This is a genomic window from Lachnobacterium bovis, from assembly GCF_900111325.1.
Taxonomy (GTDB): Bacteria; Bacillota; Clostridia; order Lachnospirales; family Lachnospiraceae; genus Roseburia; species Roseburia bovis_A.
Map to the genome: position 1 here is coordinate 106,522 of NZ_FOGW01000004.1, position 25,060 is coordinate 131,581.

20 protein-coding genes are annotated in these 25,060 nt (G+C 30.7%); 1 reads left to right on the forward strand and 19 read right to left on the reverse strand.

The genetic code is table 11. The annotated features are described in order from the left end of the window. Positions 1–33 precede the first annotated feature (33 nt). From BMY79_RS00470 to BMY79_RS00505, 8 genes are all read right to left on the reverse strand, one after another. Positions 34–2,325: an FtsX-like permease family protein gene (locus BMY79_RS00470; protein WP_074730280.1), complete on the reverse strand. Its 2,292-nt coding sequence runs from the start codon at positions 2,323–2,325 to the stop codon at positions 34–36. Further along, the gene (locus BMY79_RS00475) at positions 2,312–3,079 is read right to left on the reverse strand and encodes an ABC transporter ATP-binding protein (RefSeq protein WP_022749376.1); all 768 of its coding nucleotides are present in this window, start codon (positions 3,077–3,079) and stop codon (positions 2,312–2,314) included. Before BMY79_RS00475 ends, BMY79_RS00470 begins: the two co-directional genes overlap by 14 nt. Before the next feature lie 126 nt (positions 3,080–3,205). Then, on the reverse strand, positions 3,206–4,279 hold the full coding sequence (locus BMY79_RS00480; RefSeq protein WP_027421882.1) for a sensor histidine kinase: 1,074 nt from the start codon (positions 4,277–4,279) through the stop codon (positions 3,206–3,208). Then, a complete protein-coding gene (locus BMY79_RS00485; RefSeq protein ID WP_022749374.1) occupies positions 4,276–4,944 on the reverse strand; it encodes a response regulator transcription factor in 669 nt (222 codons plus the stop codon). The genes BMY79_RS00480 and BMY79_RS00485 overlap by 4 nt, the downstream gene beginning before the upstream one ends. A gap of 163 nt (positions 4,945–5,107) precedes the next feature. Continuing rightward, on the reverse strand, positions 5,108–5,965 hold the full coding sequence (locus BMY79_RS00490; RefSeq protein WP_022749372.1) for a carbohydrate ABC transporter permease: 858 nt from the start codon (positions 5,963–5,965) through the stop codon (positions 5,108–5,110). Between the two features lie 18 nt (positions 5,966–5,983). Continuing rightward, positions 5,984–6,904: a carbohydrate ABC transporter permease gene (locus BMY79_RS00495; protein WP_022749371.1), complete on the reverse strand. Its 921-nt coding sequence runs from the start codon at positions 6,902–6,904 to the stop codon at positions 5,984–5,986. Between the two features lie 64 nt (positions 6,905–6,968). Next, positions 6,969–8,360 carry a type 2 periplasmic-binding domain-containing protein gene (locus tag BMY79_RS00500; RefSeq protein ID WP_022749370.1) on the reverse strand — a complete coding sequence of 464 codons (1,392 nt, stop codon included), beginning with the start codon at positions 8,358–8,360 and terminating at the stop codon, positions 6,969–6,971. 37 nt (positions 8,361–8,397) lie between these two features. Further along, a complete protein-coding gene (locus BMY79_RS00505) occupies positions 8,398–9,432 on the reverse strand; it encodes a LacI family DNA-binding transcriptional regulator (protein WP_022749368.1) in 1,035 nt (344 codons plus the stop codon). A 271-nt stretch (positions 9,433–9,703) separates the two neighbouring features. Here BMY79_RS00505 and BMY79_RS00510 point away from each other — a divergent pair, with 271 nt between their 5' ends. Continuing rightward, positions 9,704–12,139, forward strand: a complete 2,436-nt coding sequence (locus tag BMY79_RS00510; RefSeq protein WP_022749367.1) for a glycoside hydrolase family 94 protein — start codon at positions 9,704–9,706, stop codon at positions 12,137–12,139. A 106-nt stretch (positions 12,140–12,245) separates the two neighbouring features. On the opposite strand, the gene BMY79_RS00515 is transcribed toward BMY79_RS00510, so the two are convergent. From BMY79_RS00515 to BMY79_RS00560, 11 genes are all read right to left on the reverse strand, one after another. Next, positions 12,246–13,637: an MATE family efflux transporter gene (locus BMY79_RS00515; RefSeq protein ID WP_074730281.1), complete on the reverse strand. Its 1,392-nt coding sequence runs from the start codon at positions 13,635–13,637 to the stop codon at positions 12,246–12,248. A gap of 15 nt (positions 13,638–13,652) precedes the next feature. After that, a complete protein-coding gene (locus tag BMY79_RS00520) occupies positions 13,653–14,162 on the reverse strand; it encodes a hypothetical protein (RefSeq protein ID WP_022749364.1) in 510 nt (169 codons plus the stop codon). 160 nt (positions 14,163–14,322) lie between these two features. Further along, the gene (locus BMY79_RS00525; RefSeq protein WP_022749363.1) at positions 14,323–14,817 is read right to left on the reverse strand and encodes an HD domain-containing protein; all 495 of its coding nucleotides are present in this window, start codon (positions 14,815–14,817) and stop codon (positions 14,323–14,325) included. 224 nt (positions 14,818–15,041) lie between these two features. After that, on the reverse strand, positions 15,042–16,400 hold the full coding sequence (locus tag BMY79_RS00530) for an NCS2 family permease (protein ID WP_074730282.1): 1,359 nt from the start codon (positions 16,398–16,400) through the stop codon (positions 15,042–15,044). A gap of 109 nt (positions 16,401–16,509) precedes the next feature. Beyond that, complete coding sequence (gene purD, locus BMY79_RS00535) at positions 16,510–17,784, reverse strand: phosphoribosylamine--glycine ligase (RefSeq protein WP_022749360.1); 1,275 nt, start codon at positions 17,782–17,784, stop codon at positions 16,510–16,512. A 92-nt stretch (positions 17,785–17,876) separates the two neighbouring features. Continuing rightward, on the reverse strand, positions 17,877–18,500 hold the full coding sequence (gene purN / locus BMY79_RS00540; protein ID WP_022749359.1) for a phosphoribosylglycinamide formyltransferase: 624 nt from the start codon (positions 18,498–18,500) through the stop codon (positions 17,877–17,879). Continuing rightward, positions 18,494–19,519: a phosphoribosylformylglycinamidine cyclo-ligase gene (gene purM / locus BMY79_RS00545; RefSeq protein WP_022749358.1), complete on the reverse strand. Its 1,026-nt coding sequence runs from the start codon at positions 19,517–19,519 to the stop codon at positions 18,494–18,496. Before purM ends, purN begins: the two co-directional genes overlap by 7 nt. Before the next feature lie 168 nt (positions 19,520–19,687). Next, positions 19,688–23,473 carry an efflux RND transporter permease subunit gene (locus tag BMY79_RS00550; RefSeq protein WP_027421878.1) on the reverse strand — a complete coding sequence of 1,262 codons (3,786 nt, stop codon included), beginning with the start codon at positions 23,471–23,473 and terminating at the stop codon, positions 19,688–19,690. Positions 23,474–23,535: 62 nt separating this feature from the next. Next, on the reverse strand, positions 23,536–23,676 hold the full coding sequence (locus tag BMY79_RS12090; protein WP_022749355.1) for a hypothetical protein: 141 nt from the start codon (positions 23,674–23,676) through the stop codon (positions 23,536–23,538). Between the two features lie 107 nt (positions 23,677–23,783). Continuing rightward, positions 23,784–24,485: a 5'-methylthioadenosine/adenosylhomocysteine nucleosidase gene (locus tag BMY79_RS00555; protein WP_022749354.1), complete on the reverse strand. Its 702-nt coding sequence runs from the start codon at positions 24,483–24,485 to the stop codon at positions 23,784–23,786. A gap of 59 nt (positions 24,486–24,544) precedes the next feature. Then, complete coding sequence (locus BMY79_RS00560) at positions 24,545–25,006, reverse strand: S-ribosylhomocysteine lyase (RefSeq protein ID WP_027421877.1); 462 nt, start codon at positions 25,004–25,006, stop codon at positions 24,545–24,547. Positions 25,007–25,060: the final 54 nt, after the last annotated feature.

A 25,060-nucleotide genomic window follows, 5' to 3' on the forward strand; every position in this document is an offset into this window, starting at 1 on the left:
CATACAAAAAAAGTGCAATTTCAACTATATACTTTATTTTCTGTTTATAATTCGCCTACTATTTAAGTAAGTTACAACAAAATAAGCAACATAAATTGCGATTATACATACAAAAGCAACAAAAACTGTAACAGCATTTAATTTTGCATCGGAAAATAATAATATTTTTTCTGTAAATTGTAATCCAAAAATACAATGAACTAACGCTACAGCTAATGGAATCATAAAAAATATAACCCCTTGTTTAAATAATGATTTATTTATCATTTTTTCATCAGCACCTATTTTACGTATAACTTCATATTTCTCAATACTATCAACATTATTGGTTAATTCCTTTAATGCTAAAAGCGCAACGCACACTATTAAGCAACCTCCACCTAAATATAAACCTGTAAATACTGTAATTGCACCAACGCCAACTGAAGCATCAATCATTTCACTTTTAGATCCTATAATTTCAATTTTTCCAACATAATCTTTTGAGTTTACAATATCATGTTTAATATTTTTATCAACTTGTCTTCTTACGTTGCTTGATTTTGCTTTATAGTTTCCAATAAGTACCTCATAATTTGCCATTCCTCTATTTTGAATAACTTCATAACCAGGATTATCTGAACTAGATAGTTTATCATAATAATTTGTTTTTTCATCTAATGTTTTCATGCTATTAATTTTTGTTATTGATTGTTCCATATAATCATAGTATCTTTTTGATAAAATGTTATACATCTTATTGTACATTTCATCTGTAACAACTATTGAAGCACATGCATTCATGCCACTATTATCAACTGATAATGTAGCCTTTTTTATTTTTTTGTATTTAGGAACGATATCAATTCCACAAATATTAATATCTGTTAGCTTAATTTCATCTTCCACTATATTCTGAAGTGTATCAAGCTCACAATTATAATAAACTGCATATTCATTTTCTTTTAAAGAAACTGTATTTTTTTTAGATATCATAGCAATTTTATTAAAATCACTTTGTTTGTATATTCTATTAAAAATCGGAAAACTGTATTTAGGACTCTTAACTCCGCCTGCTTCATTGGCTGTAAATTGGCTTATGTTCTTTGTTTCCTTTTGTAATGGATTTTTTTCTCCGTACCATATCATTGGTTTTATAACGGTATAATCTTTAAAGTTCGCTAAATATGTTCCATCTAATTTATTTAAAGCTTTTTTTAACTTCATTCTATTTAAAGAAATATCTTTTAATTTTTCCTTATCTTGTTTTTCATAACCAAGAGCTCTATCCATAGTTTCATTTAAAACCTGATAATTTTTTTGACAAACCGTTTTTTGTATTTCAACATCGTATGGGATGCTCTTTTTTGTTTTATTAGTTAAATCCTCTTTTATGGAAAAACCAGCAGCACAAATACATAATGTTACAAATAATAAAATACAAATAATCGACATTGCAATTACATTAGTATTAATTTGATATCCTAACTGTCTATATGTAAAAATATTCAATTCTTTATAATAAACTTTTGATTTATACCTCAATATTCTTAGCGCAAAACCTGATACTGACCAAAAGAATAACAACGTTCCTAAGCATCCTAAAATAATTGCCATAAGTAACTTGAGCTGCATATTCGTTGTAATACTATCTGTAAAACAATCAACTAATGCCAAATGATATGCTGCTGCCAAAACAACAATTGATAGGATAAACACTATAACACTTGGCCAAATACGTCGTATTTTTATGCTTTCCATTTTACGATTTGCATATAACAAATCAATTAATTTATATCTTCCAACCTGAAACATATGAAAAATAATATCAACTACAAATATTATTCCAAAGCATACTATTGTTTTTATAATTGCCTTTCCAGAAATTACAAAATAAAATCTTCTCATATCTGCTTCAAATAAGTTTGCAACTAGCCCACTTACAAAATATGATCCACAAATTCCAATTATTAATCCAACACCAAGTGAGAATAATCCTATTAAAAAGTTTTCTCCTAGCAATATATAAGAAACTTGTTTTTTACTCATTCCTAATGTTAAGTAAATTCCAAATTCATTTTTTCTTCTTTTTATTAAAAATCTACTTGCATATATTATTAAACATCCAAATATAATAGATATAATATAACTAATTATATTTATTACCTGTACAGCTATTTCCACTAGATCGTTTTGATCTTTTTTCATAGAAACAATAACTGATTGTGACTCAATGGAATTAAACAAATAAAACATTGCAACACCTAATGCTAATGTTATAAAGTAAACTGCATAATCCTTTATTCCAGCCTTTATGTTCTTATAGGAAAGTTTAAATAACATCATTTACATCTCCTCCTAACAATGCAATTACATCAATTATCTTATTAAAAAATACGCTTCTTTTATCTTCTCCTCTATTAAGCTCATGAAAAATTTCGCCATCTTTTATAAAAATAACTCTATTTGCATAGCTAGCACTAAATGCATCATGTGTTACCATTAAGATAGTAGCTTCATTTTTTTCATTTAACTCTCTAAATTGACTTAATAACATTGCTGCAGACTTTGAATCAAGTGCTCCAGTTGGTTCGTCTGCAAGGATTAATGAAGGTTTATTTATTATTGCTCTTGCTGCTGCCACTCTTTGTTTTTGTCCTCCAGATATTTGATATGGATATTTATTAAGTATATTCTCTATTCCAAGCATCCTTGAAATTTCGCAAACTTTTTCTTTTATTAAATGTGGGTTTTCTTTTTTTATAGAAAGAGCTAATGCTATATTTTCATACGCTGTTAATGTATCTAATAAATTAAAATCCTGAAAAACGAATCCTAATTCGTCTCTTCTAAATTTATTTAATTTATTTCCTTTGAGCTTAGTTATTTCTGTTCCATTTACCACAATGCTTCCGGCTGTTACCTTATCGATTGTAGAAATCAAATTAAGTAAAGTGGTTTTTCCACTACCAGATGAACCCATTATAGCCACAAATTCTTTCTTTTGTACTTCAAATGAAATATCTGATATAGCCTTTGTTAAACATGTTTTGTTTCCATAATATTTTTTTATGTGATCGATTTTTAATACTGTTCCCATATTAATCCTTTCTCCAATAAAAATTGGTATACATTTTATTTTTTTGCCTTTTATTTAGTACTTCAACTTACATGTTTATAATAAGCTATACAAAATCATTTGTCGTAATTTTAATCTTACATAATCTTACAAATCTGTAATGTTAACAATATGATTTTTTCCAAAAACAAGTCTAACCCTTGTAAATTCGTGCTTTTTTGATTCTATTTCTATTTTATGTCCTAACGCATCCATTAGTTTTTTTACTATATAAAGCCCTATTCCTGTTGATTTATTAAATACCCTACCATTTTCTCCTGTGAAACATTTATTGAATACTTTTGGTAAATCCTTACTATCAATACCTATTCCATTATCTTCTATGTCAAGTCTCACATAATCTTTTTCATCCTTTGCAACTATTTTTATGTATGACTCCTTCTTCTTGACATCTGAATATTTAATACAATTATTTACTATTTGATTTACGATAAATATAAGCCACTTTTTATCAGTTATGACACTTATATTATCAACATTAACATCAAATATTATATCTTTTTCTAATAAATCATCCTTATTGTTTAATGCAACCGTTTTAATAATATCTTTTAAATTACATTTTCCAAATAAGTAATCACTTTTTGTATTTTCTGAACGAGTGTAATATAAAATCTGTTCAAGAAACGTATCTATTTTTTTAAGCTGTATACTTATCTTTTTATAATTTTCTAGAGATATTTCTTCTATTTCATTACAATTTTCTATGTTTTTTAGCTTATTCTTGCTATTTTTACACATTATAACTATACTAGCTACTGGAATTTTTACTTCATGAACCCACATTTCGATAAACTCTTTATACTCTTTTACCCGTCTCTCATAAGCACTGACGTTATCACACATAGATTTGTCAATTTCATAAAGCCATTCATTAAACATTTTTCCTTCTAAATAATCCGTATCTTCAATCATTTCTGTGACAAGATATTTTTCATCTAAATTAGATAGGACTTCATTTATTTGAGTATAATATTTTTTCTTTTTAATATATGATAAAAATAATACTATAACCTCCTGAAAGAAAAATATGATTACTAATGTTTCTATATAATCTGTTCTTGCTCCATAGGCTAAACCAAAAATCACAAAACTAGCTAAAGATATAAATTTTATAAAAATAATTAGACTCTTACTTTTTAAATATTTTCTCAATGTCATTTTAAAATATACCCCTGTTTTTTTCTTGTTTCTATTACATCTGAGTAACCATAACTATCAAGTTTACTCCTAAGTCGACTAATGTTAACCGTCAATGCATTATCATTTATATATTCATCATTGTCCCATAAACTATTCATTATATATTCCCTTGAAACAATTGATCCTTTTTTTTCAACTAAACACATAAAAATAATCATTTCATTTTTTGTAAGGACAATTTCTTTTTCTTCATTGTAAAGAATACTTTTTGCCAACTCTATTTTTAAATCCCTATATTGAAGTTCATTTTTTAAATTTTCCTTATCATTTCTTTTTAAAACAGCTGAAATATGCAACAATAACAATGTTGGGTTATAAGGTTTAGTCACATAATCATCAGCTCCATAGCTTAACGATAAAACTTCATCTAACTCACTCGTTCTACTTGTTACCATAATGACTGGTATGTCTGTTTTTTTTCGTAATTGCTTTAATATTAACTCTCCATTTGTCACAGGAAGATTAATATCTAATAAAACTAGATTTGCATTTTGTGCTATAATTTCTTCTACAACATTTTCAAATTTTTCTATAATGTACGTATTATACCCTGATGTCTGAAGCAAAATTGCTAATTCCTGTCTTAAAGATACGTCATCTTCAACTATAATAATTTTTTTCATGTGTTCTCCATTCTTCTTCGTAATAATTTTATGTCTTTAAACTATTATGATTCTATCATATTTTATATTTTTTTACAGTAATAAAAACGCCGCCCTCGCACCATATTTCTGCGAGAGCGACGCTTTTTCGTTTATCACTCTGTAAAATAAAAACCGTATACTATTATTCCTTTACACCACCTAATGCAACACCTGCAACAATGTATTTCGAAAGGAGGATGTAGACTATAATAATTGGAACAATTGCTAACATAATCAGCATATACACTTTACCCATATCAAATTTCAAGAAATCCGCACCTCTTAACGAAGCAATTAAAATTGGAAGTGTTTTTAATTCCTTTCTATCGATAACAAGCGCTGGCATGAAGTAATTATTCCACGAACTTACAAACACGAATATTGCCTGAACTGCAAGTGCTGGTTTCAAAATAGGCATTACAACTCTGTTAAATGTCTTAAATTCTGAACACCCATCTATTCTTGCCGCTTCAACTAACTCCATTGGAAGTGATGACTGCATGTAACTATACATGAAGTAGAACACCGCTGGAGCCGCAATTGATGGAACAATAAGTGGTAATAAGTTATCTTTCATAAATGGTATACTTTTTACCAATCTTAAAAATCCTAATGCAGAAACCTGTGTTGGCATTACTAATATAAGTAATATAAATACAAATGCTGGTTTCTTTAATTTAAAATCATATGCATATAAACCATATGCGGTTAATGCTGAAAAATAAACTGCTAAAGCTGCCGAACAAGCCGAAATTACAAATGAGTTTTTGATACCAGATACAATTGGTACATTGGCATCATTTAATACATTATTAAAGTTTTTCATAAAAGCTTTTCCCGGTACAGCCGAAAAACCTTGTTGTATCTGTGCATGGTTTCTTGTTGAGTTAATAATTAAAATGTAAAAGAAGAACAAACATAGGAAAGCTAGTATAATTAATACTATATATGCAATTAATTTTCTAAGTCCGCCTGCTTTTAATCCATTTTTGCTATTCATATTAATTGGTCTCCTTCCTTATTTATTCTCTCCAGCTGGGTCAGATGTCTTATAAACAGCTAAACATAATACTGCACATATTACAAATAAAACTACTGATACTGCACCTGCCATACCATTGTTTTTACTATAAAGGTGGTTATTTAAGAACATAATCATAGTTGTTGTTGTTCTATTTGGACTTCCTGCTCCACCTGTTAAAATCTGTGGAACATCAAACATCTGTAATCCACCAATCATAGATGTAATAAATACATATACTAAAATTGGTCTAATACTTGGTAATGTTATCTTAAAGAAAATCTGTCTATGATTACATCCATCTAATTGTGCCGCCTCAAATAATGATGGACTAATTCCCATTACTGCTGCCATAAGCAAAATAGTTGTATTTCCAAACCACATCAAAAAGTTCATAAGTGCTATAAGTCCCCTTGCTCCAATAACAGATGATAAGAATCTAACTGGTTCCTTAACAAATCCTGATGAAACTAAAAATGAGTTAATTGGACCAATATCTGAAAACAAAGCGAAGAATAACATTGAAAAAGCACTCGCCATAATAAGGTTAGGCATATAAATTACCACCTTAAAAAACTGTTTACCTTTAATTTTTAGTCTTTCATCTGTAAACCATGCAGCTAGTACTAATGATACAACAATTTGTGGTATGAAGCCGATTATCCAAAGTATAAAAGTATTACCTAAATATTTTGGTAAATCAGCCCCAAATAATTCAACATAATTTCTTAATCCCACAAATTTTGGTCCTATAACATCTAGACCATCCCTATAGTACTCAAAAAAACTATAATAAATTGTTGATGCCAATGGAATAAACTGAAATATGGCAAAAGTAAGAAAGAAAGGCAATATAAATACGTAACCCCATTTTCCATGTTTGTCTCGTCTGTATTTTTTTGTTTTATTTTCTTTCATCTTTTCTCACCATTTTCCCTTTTCTCATTTATATAATTCTCTTATTAAATTATTATTTTGTAAATTATTCATTTGGCCATTCAACTTTTTTGATTGTTGGATATGTTTCTTTAATAGATGTTTCAAAATTCTTTTTAGCTTTATCTAAAGAAACTTTACCATCAAAATAATCCTTCATAGCTGTCTGGATTTTTTCATTACATCCTTGATCATATTTACTTGTATTTGACATATCGATCTTATTAGCAGACTCGCTAAATAATGCTACGTGGTTTTGGCCTCCTAAAAATTCAGAACCAAAGTTAGGATCTTTAGCGATTTCTTCCATACCTGAAACTGTATTTGTATAATCCTGAATTTCTGGATTTTCTGTCATTTTCTTCATAATATTTTTATCGCATGTAAGTTTTCTCATAATGTCTTTAATTTCTTTCTTGTCATCTGTTCCTTTTGCAGCACATAACCATGATCCACCCCAATAATAAGGAGCTGGTCCTTCACAAACTGCCCAGTCACCAAATGCACCATTTCCTACTTGAGCTTTTCCATCTGGATCTGCTAAAGAGTTTTTCATTAATGTAAAGTTAATTCCCCATGTTGAATAGAAGAATCCAAATACTTTTCCATCTGGTCCCTGATCTTTTGACCAAGCATCATTCCAAAGAGATGTCTTGTTGTTGTATCCTTTATCTGTAAACTCTTTTGTCTGTTTTACCCATTCCATAATGTTTTTATCTACTGTAACAGTATCACCTTTAACCCAAGGCTGTTTAACATTATTTGAGAAAACTCTAAATGAATCATCATATCCTGAAAGCATCTGGAATCCAGCTGATTTTGCTTTACCAGCAACTTCATTGAATTTATTCCAATCGCTTAATGATTTTTGAACTTCTACAGGATCATCTGTACCTAAAACCTGTTTAGCAACTGATCTTCTGTAGGCAAATAATCCAGGAGCAGCCTGCCAAGAAGTAGCTTTTTGTACACCTTTTGTTGTAACGATGTCTTTTGTATACTGATACTGATCGCCTAAATCTTTTTTAGTTAAACCAACATCTTTAACTACATCAAGTGTTGCACTAGAATTAACATATTTCAAAGCATAGTCAGCTTCAATTAAGAATATATCAATTTTTTCATTATCATCTTTATCATCTTGTGCAGCAAGTGCTTCATCTAACTTGTTCTGATAGTTATTACCTTTGTTTTCGTTGATAGTCCATTTTACAACAGTACCATCTTTCAAATATGTTTTAGATTTGTCTTTTGAAACTTTTTTAACTTCTGGATAGTAATCGTTGAATCTACTCTGAAATTCATCATTCCAGCACCAGATGTTTAATACGTGTTCATCTGATTTTGCTTCATTTCCTCCTGTAGAACAAGCTGTCATTGGTACTAACATAGATGTTGTTAATAATAATGCCATTAATTTTGTAATTCTTTTTTTCATAGATTTTCCCCCTAATCTACCATAATAATTTGGCTTTTTATTTTTTACTTGTGTTCCGTTTATTACTTAAGTCTTTTACGGTACCTCCCACTAACAGTCTTCCACTAACCATTATTTGTTCTGGTACGCAAAACTTAGGTTGTTCTATTATTTCTACCAATTTTCTTACCGATTTAATGCCGATCATCTCAGCATCCTGGTAATAAGTTGTAAGTTTAGGTCTAAGGACTTGCGCCAATTTTACACCATCATATCCAACAACGCTAACATCATCTGGAACAGACAAATTTAGTTTTTCTAAAGCATTTAATCCTCCTAAATAAGCAAAATCATCTGGATACATAATTGCTGTTGGCGGATCTGCTAACTTCATTAATTTTTCAGTTGCTTCCGCACTTGATTTTGTATCATGAAACTTTGCCTCTAAAACCCATTCTTTTTTTTCAAGTATTCCTCCTTCCTTACATGCTCTAAAAAATCCATTCAATCTCTTTTCCGTTACTGATGTTCTTTCGCCATGAATAAACGCTATCTTTTTATGACCTTTTTCTATTAAAAATTTAGTAAGTTCATAAGCGCCCTCTATATTGTTTGACATCACGCTACTGCGATTATCATATGCATAATCAATGCTAATTGTTGGGATTTCGCTATTTACTAAATTAATAACCTCCTGGTTTTTGTAGTTTACGCAAGCAATTAATACTCCATCAACTTTCCTATATCTTGCATGATCTAAATAAGAAAAATTCTTTCTTCCCATGTTTTTACTAATAAACGTTATATCATAGCCTAACTTCTCTGATTCTTCTTTCGCGCTATTTAATATAGTTGAAAAATACTCATGAGCTAGTCCACTATTCGTTTCATCAACAAACAATACACCAATATTATGTGACATATTCGTTTTTAGCTGTCTAGCTGCTGCATTCGGAAAATAATGCATTTCTCTAGCTGTTTTCAATACCAAATCTCTTGTTTTATCACTGATATCTTTATAACCATTTAATGCTTTACTAACCGTTGTTGTTGAAACATTACATGCTTTCGAAATATCTTTTATAGTTACCATCTTAATCCTTCCTAACATCAACGAATCTTGCGAATACGTTTTCGTTAATCTCATTCTAACGTAGTTATCGGCACCAGTCAACTTATAATTTTCACAATTACAGGTTACGTTTTTTGTAATTTATGCACAAACTTATATTTTTTCTGATAATTGTATTTATTTTTCCAAAATTGGTTGCTATAATGACATTAATAAGTTTACGAAATCGTATTCGTAAGACAATTTATACAGGATTTTAAGAAAATGTTACTTATTTGATTGGAGGTATATAATGAAATACGGATTTTTTGATGACATTAATAAAGAATATGTTATTACTACTCCTAAGACTCCATTACCATGGATCAACTACTTAGGATCAAAAGACTTTTTTGGTATTATTTCTAATACCGCTGGTGGTTATGATTTCTATAAAGATGCCAAATTATTACGACTTACAAGATATAGATATAATAACTGTCCTTACGATTCAAACGGTCGCTATTACTATATAAAAGACAACGAAAATGTTTGGAATCCAGGATGGCAACCTACCCAAACACCGCTAGATTCCTACGAATGTCGACATGGTCTTGGATATTCAACATTTGAAAGTAGCAAAAATAATCTACGTGCAAAATTAACTGCTTTCGTACCTATTAAAGACAATGTTGAAATAAATAAGCTAGAATTAACGAACGATAGCGAAAACGTAAAAACACTAGACTTATTTAGTTATGTGGAATTTTGTTTATGGAATGCTGAAGATGATTGTACTAATTTTCAGCGAAACTTTTCAACTGGTGAAGTTGAAATAATAGGAAGCACAATTTATCATAAAACCGAGTATCGTGAAAGAAGAAATCATTATGCCATATACCATGTAAACCATGAAATCGATGGTTTTGATACTGACAGAGCGACATTTACCGGTTTTTACAATAGCCCAGCTAATCCTGACGCTGTAAATGAAGGTATTTCAAGAAATAGTGTTGCTCATGGTTGGTCTCCAATCGGAAGTCATCATTTAAAAGTAACATTACAACCAAATGAATCCGTTTCATTTATTTTCTTGTTAGGATATTGTGAAAATAAACAAGAAGAAAAATTCGAAGCTCTTAATGTCATCAATAAAGCTCCTGCAAAAGAATTGATTGCTAAATATTCAACAGATGAGCAAGTCGATACAGCATTAAAAGAATTAAAAGACTATTGGAACTCTTTATTATCTAAATTTAATGTTGAAACTGGAAATGAAAAGTTAAATAGAAGCGTCAATATATGGAACCAATATCAATGTATGGTTACCTTTAATATGAGTAGAAGTGCTAGTTACTACGAAAGTGGTATGGGACGCGGTATGGGATTTAGAGATTCTTCTCAAGATTTACTTGGTTTCGTTCATCTTATCCCATCTAGAGCCAGAGAACGAATTATTGATATCGCTAACACACAATTTGAAGATGGTAGTGCTTACCATCAATATCAACCTCTCACAAAAACTGGCAATTTAAATGTTGGTAGCGGTTTTAATGACGATCCTCTATGGTTGATTGCTGGTACTTGTGCTTACATAAAGGAAACTGGTGATTATACTATTCTTGATGAAGAATGTACTTTTAACAGTGATTCAACTAACAAAGCCTCTCTTTTTGAGCATTTAAGACGTAGTTTCAATTATACTGTGACACACAAAGGACCACACGGACTACCTCTCATTGGACGTGCTGATTGGAATGATTGTCTAAATCTCAATTGCTTTTCTGATACACCTGGCGAAAGCTTCCAAACAACTGGCCCAAGCTCTGGTCCTGTTGCAGAAAGTGTATTTATTGCTGGATTATTTGTAAAATACGGCAAAGAATATGTTACTCTATGCAATGAACTAGGCCTTGATGAGGAAGCTACAGCTTGTGAAAAAGAAATCGATACAATGATTGAAGCAATTACCACTCATGGTTGGGATGGAAAATGGTTTATACGTGCATTTGACGCAAATTCAAATCCTGTTGGAAGTCACGTAAACGAAGAAGGCCAGATTTTCATTGAATCTCAGGGAATGTGCGTAATGGCAGAAATTGGTCTTGATAATGGAATGGCTCTTGATGCGTTAAATAGCGTCAAAGAAAAACTTGATACAAAATACGGAATTATGCTCCAACAACCTGCATATTCAACTTATCATCTTGAACTTGGCGAGATTTCATCTTATCCACCAGGATATAAAGAAAATGCTGGAATTTTCTGTCATAACAACCCTTGGATTGTTTGCTCAGAGACAATCGTTGGACATGGTAATAGAGCATTTGAACTTTACAAAAAAACAAATCCTGTCTTCTTAGAAGATATTGAAGATATACATAGAACAGAACCATATGCATTTTGTCAGATGGTTGCTGGTAAAGATGCACCTTCTTTCGGTGAAGGAAAGAACAGTTGGCTAACTGGTACAGCAGCTTGGACTTTTGCTACAATTAGTCAATTTATTTTAGGAATAAAACCTGATTTTAAAGGATTACGCATTGATCCATGTATTCCTAGCGATTGGGATAAATACGATTGTGTACGTGTTTTCCGTGGCAAAACCTACAACATACATGTATTAAATCCTGAGCACGTTGAAAAAGGTGTAAAATCAATTAAGGTTAACGGAACACTATTGTCTTCAACAATCATTGATCCTGTCCTCGGAACAAACACTGTTGAAGTTGAAGTCGTTCTTGGTTAATAAATATTTATAGACTCCACTTTTTTTCATAATATTATTTATTTTATAAGTTTTCCTTTTTGTTTTAACAGCATAGGTACCTATTATAGATACCTATGCTGTATTTTTATATTTCTTGGGTCAAATCATGTATCCACATTCCACTTTTTACCATTAGATATGCAACGACACATTTAATAAATTCAGCTGATTGAACTATTATAAATGCAGTAATTATATCAACTTTAGTAAAATGTGTAATCACAAAAGCTAACGGTAAACTACACACCCAAACAAAGCCGGCATCAAATAAAAAAGTGATAAATGTTTTTCCACCTGATCTAATAGTGAAATATGAAGCATTTTCAAAAGCATATACTGGCATAAAAATAGCGCCAATTTTGATTAATGAACTTGCCATTTGCTTAATCTCATTTTCCGTTTTATATAGCATAGGGAAAACGTTTGAAAGTGAAAACATAACTAATCCCATAATTATACATACTTCTACCGAAAATACTATTAATTTATTAGCTTCTTCTCTTGTTTTTTCTAGTTTTCCACTACCTAATCCTTGCCCTAATATAATCGCAATCGCATCTCCTAACGCAATAAATCCAATGTTACAAACATTTGCTAAAGTACTATGAATATTGAAGGCCGCAACAACACTAAATCCTAATCTAGAATATTGTTGACTCAATACAGTGTTACCTAGTGACCACAATGTTTCATTTAGTAAAAGTGGCCATGCTTTTAATAATATTTTTTTTGCAACGTCTAGCGGAATATAAAATCTAGAATATAATCCCTTAATAAAACTATACCTAGCTTTGTTTTTACTAAGCCATACAACAACATATATAACTTCAACGAATCTTGAAATAACAGTTGCAGTAGCAGCACCAACTACTCCTAATTTTGGTAGACCAAATTTTCCATAAATCAAAAGATAATTACCAATTAAATTAACAACTATTGCCACAATTCCTGCTTTCATTGGCGTTAGTGTCTCTCCGCATTCTCTAAGTGTTCCAGAATAAACCTGCCCTATAGCAAATGGAATAAGACTAATACATATCGTAAACAAATAGTTTCTTGCGGCATTCAATGTCTCATTCATACTCGCTTTATCTGAACTTTTTGTAAGCCATAAGGAAGCAAGATCTACACCTTTTGTTAAAAAGAATATTAAACCTAATCCTGAAAGAATCAGTGCCATTAATATTTTCATTCTTACAGTAATTCTAATTCCTTCATCGTCTCCACGTCCAACATATTGTGCTGTAAAAATTCCGATACCGGCAAGACCACCAAAAATCATCAGATAAAAGACAAATAGCAACTGATTAACAATAGCAACGCCTGACATTTGATTTGTTCCAACTTGACCAACCATAATGTTATCTAACATTCCAACTAAATTTGTTATTCCATTTTGAATCATTATAGGAATTGCAACTTTTAAAACTTTACTATAAAAACTTTTTGTAGCCAGAATATTTTCCTTCTTAAACATTAAAAATCCTTTCCTTTATATCTTATTTATTTTAGAATGATGATGTCTAATCATAAATACATCTAATATCATCTCTATTCCAAGAACTCTTATATGGAAAATAAAATGATGAAATGGATCAATCATAAGCATTATTGCAAAAATCGTAGACATAATACATACTAAAGTTCGCGATTTAGAAAACACTCTTTCAGCTATCATCTCATCTATTTCCTCTGATATTTCTTTCAACGAAATAAAAGCCCACAAAATTCCCATAATAGCTAGAGTATTATCAACTTCAATTAACAATATTATACCTAAAATTATCATTATACTATTATTTCCAACTTGAAATTCTAGAGATTTCCAATTTAAAATAATTCCGAGCAACAAATTTATCATGCCGTACAACGCCATCATTCCCCCTATGAAACTAGGCGCATATACTGATACTTCCTCGGCAAAAATTAAACAAATGACACCAATTATAGCAAATACATAAGCTTGATCATTTTTATTCAGAAAGCCCAACATTTTTTTCATTTAAACTACACTCCTTTTTGTAAAATATTTTATGTAATTTAATAGCTTAATAATATTTCGTATTTTGCCACATCAAATTAATCTTTTTCACTTGTTTTTATAAAAAATCAGCACTATATGATTCTTGTACACCTACACTAATCATATATTGCTGACCTATCTATGCACTAATAAACTTACTAGTTACTGTATCTTGAACATGCAATGTTTCCTTTGTCGCACAAATTTTATCCGCCATACATACAATCCATGCTTCTTTACTATGCGGTGGAATCGCTGTAAGTGGAAACATATGATGCCTAATAATATCTCCCTCAACTTTTGAAATATAAGTATCTCTTTGAGCATTTTCATACGCTTTCTTAGGATGTGAAAATCCATGCAATCTATGACTTGGGTCATTATCATGCCAATCATATAAGAAATAGTCGTGCAATAATGCACCTTTTATCATCTGTTCATAATCAACATCTGCCTTTAATTTAAAAGCTATTTCACAACTTTTTAGCATTACCATTACACAATGTTCATATACCGACACATCACCATGTTGAATGAAGTCTTTAGTCTTTAAAAATTGAGTATTCTCATTTAAATCCTTTATAGTCTCTAACATAACAGCTTCAACTTCATCCCAAGTATATCTATTTTTCATAATTATCCTTTCTCACTAATCAAATTCCTATATATACCTTCTAATCTACACTACACACTTTTCATTATAAGACTTATAAAAAATAAATCAAATAAAAAAAAATAAAATTTATTTTATAAAATTTTTCACATAAATAATTTCATAAAAAAAACCGCCGCTTATTACTAAAGCGACGGTTCGTATATATAAGACTTTAGGCTCGCATTATACTCTATTACCCTAGATTATAGGAAAACGAATTTTAATACGAATAAAACAGATAGCACATACATAAGTGGTGTAATCTTTTTGAATTTTCCTGCACATACATTAACGATTGTGTAAGAAATAACACCAAATGCAATACCTTCTGAAATACTATATGTAAGTGGCATTGCAATGATTGCTAAGTAAGCTGGAATAGCTTCTGTAAAATCATTAAAATCAATATCAACTACTGCTGAAATCATTAAGAATCCAACGTAGATAAGTGCTGGAGCTGTTGCAAAGCTAGGAATTGCAATGAAAATAGGTGATAAAACAATTGAAACAAGGAATAATAAACCTGTTACAACTGAAGCTAAACCTGTTCTTGCACCTTCAGCTACACCTGCTGTACTTTCTACGAAAGTTGTTGTTGTTGATGTACCTAAGATAGCACCAACTGTTGTTGCAATAGCATCTGCTAATAATGCTGGTTTAATTCTTGGTAATTTACCGTCTTCATCAAGTAAGTCTGCTTTTGTAGCAACACCTACTAATGTTCCTAATGTATCAAAAATATCAACAAATAAAAACGCAAAGATAACCGTTATAAAGTCAAATATATGAATAGTTTTAATAATATCTTTGTCAAAACACTGTCCGAATGTTTTACCGATTGCTGTAATATCAAATGTACTAAGTGATGGAATTAATGAAGGAGTTGTTGGTCCTACTTTGTAAATTCCTGCTAATTCGCAGATAATTCCAAGTCCCCATGTAATTAAGATTCCAAGTAATAAAGAACCTTTTACATTATAGTAACTAAATACTACAATCACTAAAACACCGATAATTGCAAGTAATGCACCAATACCTACAGTATTGAAATTTTCTTTAAAATTAACTAATTTAACAAGAGTTGACTCATCTTTTGTAACAATTTTAGCACCCTGTAAACCAATAAATGCTACGAATAAACCAATACCAACTGAAACACCTTTTTTTAGAGTAGTTGGAATAGCATTAAATATTGCTTCACGAATATTTGTAAGAGATAAAACAATAAAAATAATACCTTCAGCAAATACTGCTAATAAAGCAACTTTGTAGCTATAACCCATTGATCCACAAACTGTAAATGCAAAGTAAGCATTTAATCCAAGACCTGGAGCTAATGCAAATGGGTAGTTAGCAAGTAAAGCCATAGCCATAGTACCTATAAAAGCAGCTAAAGCTGTTGCCATTAAAACTGCATTTTTGTCCATGCCCTTAGCACTTGATAAGATAGAAGGATTGAGGGCCAAAATATAAGCCATAGTCATGAAAGTTGTAATACCACCGATTACTTCTCTTTTGACTGTAGTGTGATTTTCCTTCAAATGAAACATCTTTTCTAACATTTCGTTATTCTCCTTACTACATAAATTAATTATGCATATTCTAATATTTTTATTTATTTTTACTGACAATACCAATCCTTTGAAATTGTCTAATAAAAACCGATTTTAATTATGCCTCATCAATTGCTTTTCCAATATCATGACGCATATACTTGTTAGCAAAATCAACCCACTCTGTAGCTTGATATGCTTTTGATCTAGCATCTTTTAAATCTTTTCCTGTTGCTGTGACTCCAAGAACTCTTCCTCCATTTGTCACAATCTTGCCAGATTCATCAAACTTTGTTCCTGCATGGAAACAATAAAAATCTTCTTTGTCATCAAATTTATCTAATCCAGTAATTTCAAATCCTTTTTCATATGCTACTGGATATCCATCTGAAGCTAAAACAACACAAACTGCTGCATTATCTTCAAACTGCAAATCTATTTCATCAAGTTTACCATCAACACATGCTTCCATAACATCAATGATGTCATTTTTCATTCTTGGAAGAACTACCTGCGCTTCAGGATCACCAAATCTTGCATTATATTCTAAAACTTTTGGTCCATCTTCTGTTAACATAAGGCCAAAGAATATTACACCAACGAAAGGTCTTCCTTCTTTTGCCATTGCATCTACAGTTGCCTGATATATGTATTTTTTACAGAACTCATCAACTTCATCTGTATAAAATGGACTTGGTGAAAAATTACCCATTCCACCAGTATTTAAACCTTTATCTCCATCTTTCGCTCTCTTATGGTCCTGAGCTGAAGACATTATCTTAATAGTTTTTCCATCTACAAATGATAAAACTGACACTTCTCTACCTGTCATAAATTCTTCGATTACGATTGTATTACCAGCATCCCCGAATTTTTTATCTTCCATTAAAAGTTTAACACCATCTTGTGCTTCTTCTAATGTATTGCAGATCAAAACACCTTTACCTAACGCTAAACCACTTGCTTTTAATACAATTGGCATTTTAGCTGTTTCTAGATATTTTAAAGCTTCATCCTTATTATCGAAATTTGCATATTGAGCTGTAGGAATATTGTACTTTTTCATTAAATCTTTTGAAAAAGCTTTTGATCCTTCTAATATTGCTGCATTCTTACGTGGTCCAAAAACTTTTAGCCCCTCTTTTTCGAATTCATCAACAATACCAGCTACTAATGGATCGTCCATTCCAACTATTGTAAAATCAATTGCCTCATCTTTTGCAAAATTTACAAGTCCTTCAAAATCCATAGCTTGAATAGGAACACATTCTGCTAATGCTGCTATACCAGCGTTACCTGGTGCACAATATATTTTATCAACTCTTTTGCTTTTTGCAATAGCTGTAACTATTGCATGCTCTCTTCCGCCGCTTCCAACTACTAAAACTTTCATCCTTATGCCTCCATTTTATTGTAAACGTAATCTATAATTAGCTACATAATTATCATATACGTTTGTACATTGTATATGTACTTATTATACATTTATTTTATGTATACTTTTTTGTCAATTACACTCACTTTATTATTTGCAATCAAATTAATTGCCTGTGGCATAATCTTCCATTCAGCTTGTTCCATAACTCTTCTTTGTAAAATTTCTGGAGTATCATCTTCTAATACTTCTACTGGTTTTTGTATAATGATTGGGCCTGTATCTGTCCCCTCATCAACAAAATGAACTGTTGCTCCAGTAATTTTAACACCACGTTCTAACACACCTTCATGAACCTTAAGTCCATAAAATCCTTTTCCACAAAATGATGGTATTAACGAAGGATGAATATTAATAATTCTGTTCTGATATTTTCTTATCATCTCTTCTGGTAAAACCACTAAGAATCCCGCTAAAACCACTAAATCAACATCATAACTATCTATTTTACTAATAAATTCTTTATTGAATTCTTCTCTACTTTCATAACTTTTAGGTGATATACAAACTGATTCAATTCCATGTTTCTTGGCTCTTTCTAGTGCATAAGCATTTGCATTATTACTAATAACAACCGAAATTTTGGCATTAGTAATTGCTCCACTTTCTATAGCATCTATGATAGCCTGTAGATTTGAACCGCCGCCTGATACGCAAATCGCAAGTTTTAACATAATTCAACTCCCTTTTCGCCATCAACGATTTTACCTACAACATATGGTGTATCACCTGCTGCTTTGATTGCCTCTAATGTCTTATCAACATCTTTCGGATCAACTGCAAGTACCATACCAAGACCCATATTGAAAGTATTATACATCATGTGTTCTTCTATATTACCTTCTCTTTGTAACATTCCAAAAATTGGTGGAATCTTATAACTATCTTTTTCAATTACTGCGCATTTTCCTTCTGGTAACATTCTTGGTACGTTCTCATAAAATCCACCGCCAGTAATATGACTACATGCTTTTACAATAACGCCTGCGTCTTTGATACTTTTTAAAGCCTTAACATAAATTCTTGTAGGAGCAAGAAGTGCTTCACCTAATGTTGTTCCAAGTTCTTCATGATAAGTCTCTAATGTTTCTTTATCCATCTTGAATACTTTTCTTACTAAAGAAAATCCATTTGAATGAACTCCTGTTGAAGCCATACCAATTAACACATCGTCAGCTTTTAAATTAGCTCCTGTGATAATATCTTTTTCATCAACAACACCAACTGCAAAACCAGCTAAATCATACTCATCCTCTTCCATGAGTCCTGGGTGTTCAGCTGTTTCTCCACCTATTAAAGCTGCTCCAGATTGTTTACATCCATCTGCAACGCCTTTAACAATTGATGCGATTTTTTCTGGATAATTTTTACCGCAAGCAATATAATCTAGGAAAAATAATGGTTCTCCACCTGCACAAGCAATATCATTTACACACATTGCTACACAATCAATACCAATTGTGTCATGTTTATCTAAAACAAATGCAAGCTTAACTTTTGTTCCAACTCCATCTGTTCCAGATACTAAAGTAGGTTTTTCCATATTCTTAATTGACTCTAATGAAAATGCTCCTGAAAATCCGCCTAAACCTGTTAGAACTTCTTTTCTCATAGTCTCTTGAACATGTTTTTTCATAAGTTCTACTGATTTATATCCTGCTTCAATATCTACACCTGAGTTTTTATAATCCATTTTTTTTCCTCCTGTATTAACACATAACTAAACTTTTTAATTAGCCATATTAAATTGTGTTTCGAATATGCTCTCGAATCACCTTCTATAGTATAACTGTATTTTATAATTTACTCAAATAAATTATAATAATCTTTTCTATAAGGTAAACTAATAAAAGAGGAATAATTATTCTTTTCTATGTACAATATCATAAATACATGGTTCAACCACTAATGTTAAAAGCGTACCATAAACCATGCCTCCGATTATTGTTATAGCCATAGGTTGCATAAGTTCAGATCCTTCACCTATACCAAGTGCCATCGTAGACATTGATAAAATGGTTGTAAGCGCAGTCATAAGAATAGGTCGTATTCTTACCAAACCCGCACTTAAAATTGCTTCTTGTTTATCTAATCCTTTTTTTCTAGCTTGATTAATATAATCAATAAGTACTATTCCATTGTTAACTATCAAGCCTGCTAACATAATAAATCCAATCATGGCAATTACACTTAATTCGTTTTTAGTTATAAACAATCCTATAAATCCACCTGTAAAAGCTAATGGAATAGTAAACATAATTATAAATGGCGATAATAATGATTGGAACTGAGCAACCATAATCAAATAAATAAATATTACAGCTAAAACTAACATTAACATAAGTTGATTCATTGATTCTTTTATATTTTCATCTTCACCAACCATCTCAACTGTATATCCTTCAGGTATATTTAATTTATCGATTTTTTTTGATATTTCATCACTAACTAACGCCACATTATGATTTTCATCAATGGCTGCAGAGACGCTTATATATCTACTTTGTGCATCTCTATTAATCGTACTTAATGTTTTTATTTTTTTAAAATTTGCTATCTCTTTTAAAGGTATAGTACTTTCTTTTCCAGTCAAATCCTTTGACTTAAAACTTAGATTTTTTATATCCTCTAGTGTTGCTTGATTTTGCTTATCTGAAACCAAATAAACTTTATAATCTTTTAAATCTGTTTCTATTGTTGTGGTTGGACTTTCACTTTTCATTACTTCATATACTAATTGAAAAGCCTGCGCAACTGTAAAATTATTCTCGGCTGCTTTTTCTTTATCAATGGTTATGCTAAATTCATCCATCATATTATTTAGTCCATTGTTAACATTTTTTACACCCTTTGTTTGATTTACAACTTTTGCAATTTTTTTTGCAAGGATCTGTAATTTTGCAATATCTTTTCCTTTTATTTGAACTTCAATACCACTTCCTAAGAAACTATCAAAATCCATTGCAGAAGTATTCGTGCTAACATTACATTTTAAATTTTTTGTCTTATTTAAGATATCCTTTTCTATATCTTTTAAACTTCTTTTATTATTGTCCTTTAAAATAACATACATCGTAACAGAATTAGAACCACCAATTCCACTAATTCCTAGTGATGATGCTGTTCCTCCAGTCATTGCACCTACTGTTTTTACCCCATCTATCTTTCTAATTATTTCTATTATTTTATCCGAATTTTGTGTCAAATCCTTAAATTTTAGTGTTTCACCCTTCCTAGGAGAAACTGTCACAGATATCTGATTTGTCTCCATTTCCATATTCATAAAAATCATTCCTCTTGACATCGTTGCAAAAAATGATACACATAAAAATAGCACTGTAACAAGAATGACTATGACTTTATGATTTAAACATTTTCTTAGAAAGCTCTCATAAAAAGTTTTTATTTTTTCAAACCAAACAATCTTCTTTTCTTCATCGTGTTCAAGCATTTTTGAAGACATAGCAGGTACAACTGTAAGCGCAACTATCAAACTTGCCACAAGTGTAAAAGTTACCGTAAGTGCAAGGTCAACAAATAATTGACGTGTTATTCCTTCCGTAAAAATAATAGGCGCATACACACTTACTGTCGTTAGTGTTGAGGCAATAATGGCTCCACCTACCTGTTTAGCTCCTTTTATAGATGCCCTTTTTATGTTAGTTGTTTCTTGCTTCATTCTAAAAATATTTTCTACAACTACAATTGAGTTATCTACAAGCATACCAATTCCTAATGCTAGTCCTGACATTGAAATAATATTTAATGTTATACCCATAAAATACATTAAAACGATTGCAAATATAACCGACATCGGAATTGAAAAAGCGATAATAATTGTAGTTCTCCAATCTCTTAAGAAAACAAGTAACACTAGGATCGCCAAAAAAGCCCCCATTATCATGTTCTGTACCACACTTTTTACAATAATATCAATATAAATTCCCTGATCCATCAAAATTGTAAATTTTAATTTATTGTTTTCTTTTTCTAGTAAGTTGAATTTGTCCTTTATTTTCTTTGTGACATCACCCGTTGAGTAGCCTGTTTGTTTTTCCATTGCCAAAAGTATACCTGGCTTATTGTTAACTCTTGCATATGTTGAATCTGAATTATCCGTAAAATCAATTCGAGCAATATCATTTAAACGAACCATCGAAACTTTATCTAGCTTCATATCTATTAATGGAAGATTTTCTAATTCCTCTACGCTTTTAACTTTTTTTCCAACACTTACTAAATACTTAACATTATTTTCTGTTACGTATCCAGCTGGCATATCAAAATTTTGTGCAATTAAAATTTTAGACAAAGTATCCATAGAAAGTACACTATTTAAATCTGCCTGTGACATGGTAGAGTTTTTAGTTTCTTCTATTTTTTCTTTTGATGCTCCGATTTTATCTGCTGCACTTTGTAATTTTGCAACATTCATCGCCATTTCCATTGACGCAATAGACGCATTCGAATTAAGCACTTCTAAGATACTTGAAGTTGTATAAGTTCCAACAATTATTTCTCCAAGTGATTTTGAAAGTGTTAAAATTTGAGTATTTAAAACGACTAAATCTTGAGCAATTTTACCAGCAGCTTCATTAAAGCTAGCATAATCATTTACATTAAAACCTATTTCTTGTAATCCTTCAAATTTATTTCTTATATCTAAGTTTCCTGAAGTCACTTCCTTTTGAAGCTCTTCAATTTGTTTTTGTATTTCTTCCCTATTTCCGACTTGTTGCATAGCCTCGTTTAAGGCACTCATGCTTTGAATATTTTTTTGTAGGTTATTAAATGCTTCACTTGTTGAATAAGTTAAAAATTCTTGTTGTATTCTTAATAATTCATTTCTTTCTTGAATTATTTTTTCTAATTGATTTTGAACATCCGCTTGTTTTTTATATAATCCTTCTTTTTGCTTTAATGTATTATTAATTGTATCTTGTAATGCTTTTTTACCGCTTTCTATTTTATTTTGTCCGTTTTGTATTTCATTATTAGCATTATCTAATTGACTTGTCGCTTCTTTGAATTTAGCTTCTATACTTTCTTTGATTTTTGCATTTAAAACATCTATTTTTCCTTGATCTAAATATACATTTACTTTTTGCTCTAATTGACCTGATGCAGAAACTGATGCGACACCTTCAACACTTTCAAGTGAAGGTTTTATTTCGTTATTGATGTAATCTGATAATTTATTCGCATCAAATCCTTCTACATCTACTGCTGCATTCATAATTGGCAACATATCTGGATCAACTTGCATGATAATTGGAGATGACGTTTTATCATCCCATTTACTTTTCAATTGTTCAATTTGTTGTTGAATTTCAATGATTGTTGAATCCATGTTAGTTGATTGTTCATATTCTAACATTACCATGGAATAACTATTGCTCGAACGAGACGTTATTGTTTTTATATTAGATGTAGTGGCCATCGACGCTTCTATAGGCGCTGTGATATTTGTTTCCACTTCTTTAGGACTTGAACCGACGCTCGTCGTAATAATAATGACATATGGAAAACTCATATTAGGCAAAAGATCCATTGTCATTTTTGATAAAGATACTACCCCAATTACAATTACTAATAAAACTGACACCAGTACAGTATATGGTTTTTTTACACTAAGCTTAGATAACATCAAACCCTCCCCTGTAAAAAAAAAGGAATCTGCTTTATTAAAAACAAATTCCTCTTTCTTAGTTATTCATCTTCTTCGCTTTCTGCTTCATCAACATACGCTGCAACTGATGCAGTTACTGCTGAAACTACAGCGATTACTGCTGCAATAATAACTAATACAAAAATAAAGCCCATAAACATTATTAAACCTGATTCATTCATATGCTATCTCCTTTGCTGTTCACCTTCGGTTTATTAAAATTTACTTATATCATACACTAACCTTATCGGATGAAGCATCCTTTATTATTAGTCTATTTATAAAGTCATTACTTACTAGCATCTGCCTCTACTTTTTTTATAAAAGAAATTACTACGTCTATTGCAACTTGAGCTGCTTTTGTAGCAAATGTCTGATAATCCATTGCTCCGCCTTCACTATCTGAAATAGTACGTAAAATAACAAATGGTACATTATTAACATAACATACGTGTCCTATACTTCCACCTTCCATTTCAGCTGCAATTGCATCAAAATTATCACGAATCCATTCTTTCTTTTCTTGTGTATGAATAAACTGATCACCTGTTGCAATTGTTCCAACTTCGTAATTTATACCTTTTTCTTCTAATGTTTCAACTAAGACATTTCTAATATTTTCATCTGTTGGAATATAAATTTTATTAATTCCAGAAAGTAGTCCTACAGGATCTCCTAATGGTGATGTATCCATATCATGTTGTACTACATTTTGTGCAACAGCAACATCAAACACCTTTAATTTATTTGTTGTACTTCCTGCAACACCGATGTTAATAAGTACATCTACGTTATATTTTAATATCATTGTTTCAGCACAAATTGCTGCAAAAACTTTACCTACACCTGATACAGCTGCAACAACTTCTACATCACCAACTTTACCAATTGTAAAACTAACAGAACTTACTTCTTCTATTTTTTCTACTTGCATTGATTTTTTTAAATTATCAACTTCAATTTGCATTGCGCCAATAACACCAATTCTCATAATAGCTTCGTTCCTTTAACTTTCATAGTAGTATTTTTAAACTCTCTCCAGAGTTGTTTTTATTTAGTTGGATATTTAAATTCCATATCTTTTTGATTTTTTAAAACTTCAAGATAGCTTTTGCATTCTTCTTGAGCAATAGCTAAATCTAAGTTTTCGTAATGACCACATTCAATCGCTGATGCCCCAAAAACTTCACCTTTATGATCAATTATCTTTTGTAAAACATCTTTTGTGACTTCAAATGCTTTTTGAGGAGTTTCATTTTTTACAACAAGATAAAAACCTGTCTGACATCCCATTGGTCCAAAATAAATGACATTATCACCAATTGAAGAATTACGCACATAAGTTGCAAACATATGCTCAACTGAATGCATATTTGCATTACTCATATATGATCCTGCATTTGGTTTTCTTGTTCTTAGATCATATGTAATAATATCGCCATCTTCCCTAGAAATATAAAAACCAGGAACTAATACATCATGATCTATTGTAAAACTTTTAATTCTATCCATGAAAATTTCCTCCTTTAATAACAAGAACAGTTCCTATCATTATAGCATTATATT

What these genes read in the sequence shown, in the direction of transcription:
- BMY79_RS00470 (WP_074730280.1), bottom strand. Translation starts at nt 2,325, where the DNA reads ATGATGTTATTTAAACTTTCCTATAAGAACATAAAGGCTGGAATAAAG.
- BMY79_RS00475 (WP_022749376.1), bottom strand. Translation starts at nt 3,079, where the DNA reads ATGGGAACAGTATTAAAAATCGATCACATAAAAAAATATTATGGAAAC.
- BMY79_RS00480 (WP_027421882.1), bottom strand. Translation starts at nt 4,279, where the DNA reads ATGACATTGAGAAAATATTTAAAAAGTAAGAGTCTAATTATTTTTATA.
- BMY79_RS00485 (WP_022749374.1), bottom strand. Translation starts at nt 4,944, where the DNA reads ATGAAAAAAATTATTATAGTTGAAGATGACGTATCTTTAAGACAGGAA.
- BMY79_RS00490 (WP_022749372.1), bottom strand. Translation starts at nt 5,965, where the DNA reads ATGAATAGCAAAAATGGATTAAAAGCAGGCGGACTTAGAAAATTAATT.
- BMY79_RS00495 (WP_022749371.1), bottom strand. Translation starts at nt 6,904, where the DNA reads ATGAAAGAAAATAAAACAAAAAAATACAGACGAGACAAACATGGAAAA.
- BMY79_RS00500 (WP_022749370.1), bottom strand. Translation starts at nt 8,360, where the DNA reads ATGAAAAAAAGAATTACAAAATTAATGGCATTATTATTAACAACATCT.
- BMY79_RS00505 (WP_022749368.1), bottom strand. Translation starts at nt 9,432, where the DNA reads ATGGTAACTATAAAAGATATTTCGAAAGCATGTAATGTTTCAACAACA.
- BMY79_RS00510 (WP_022749367.1), top strand. Translation starts at nt 9,704, where the DNA reads ATGAAATACGGATTTTTTGATGACATTAATAAAGAATATGTTATTACT.
- BMY79_RS00515 (WP_074730281.1), bottom strand. Translation starts at nt 13,637, where the DNA reads ATGTTTAAGAAGGAAAATATTCTGGCTACAAAAAGTTTTTATAGTAAA.
- BMY79_RS00520 (WP_022749364.1), bottom strand. Translation starts at nt 14,162, where the DNA reads ATGAAAAAAATGTTGGGCTTTCTGAATAAAAATGATCAAGCTTATGTA.
- BMY79_RS00525 (WP_022749363.1), bottom strand. Translation starts at nt 14,817, where the DNA reads ATGAAAAATAGATATACTTGGGATGAAGTTGAAGCTGTTATGTTAGAG.
- BMY79_RS00530 (WP_074730282.1), bottom strand. Translation starts at nt 16,400, where the DNA reads ATGTTAGAAAAGATGTTTCATTTGAAGGAAAATCACACTACAGTCAAA.
- purD (WP_022749360.1), bottom strand. Translation starts at nt 17,784, where the DNA reads ATGAAAGTTTTAGTAGTTGGAAGCGGCGGAAGAGAGCATGCAATAGTT.
- purN (WP_022749359.1), bottom strand. Translation starts at nt 18,500, where the DNA reads ATGTTAAAACTTGCGATTTGCGTATCAGGCGGCGGTTCAAATCTACAG.
- purM (WP_022749358.1), bottom strand. Translation starts at nt 19,519, where the DNA reads ATGGATTATAAAAACTCAGGTGTAGATATTGAAGCAGGATATAAATCA.
- BMY79_RS00550 (WP_027421878.1), bottom strand. Translation starts at nt 23,473, where the DNA reads ATGTTATCTAAGCTTAGTGTAAAAAAACCATATACTGTACTGGTGTCA.
- BMY79_RS12090 (WP_022749355.1), bottom strand. Translation starts at nt 23,676, where the DNA reads ATGAATGAATCAGGTTTAATAATGTTTATGGGCTTTATTTTTGTATTA.
- BMY79_RS00555 (WP_022749354.1), bottom strand. Translation starts at nt 24,485, where the DNA reads ATGAGAATTGGTGTTATTGGCGCAATGCAAATTGAAGTTGATAATTTA.
- BMY79_RS00560 (WP_027421877.1), bottom strand. Translation starts at nt 25,006, where the DNA reads ATGGATAGAATTAAAAGTTTTACAATAGATCATGATGTATTAGTTCCT.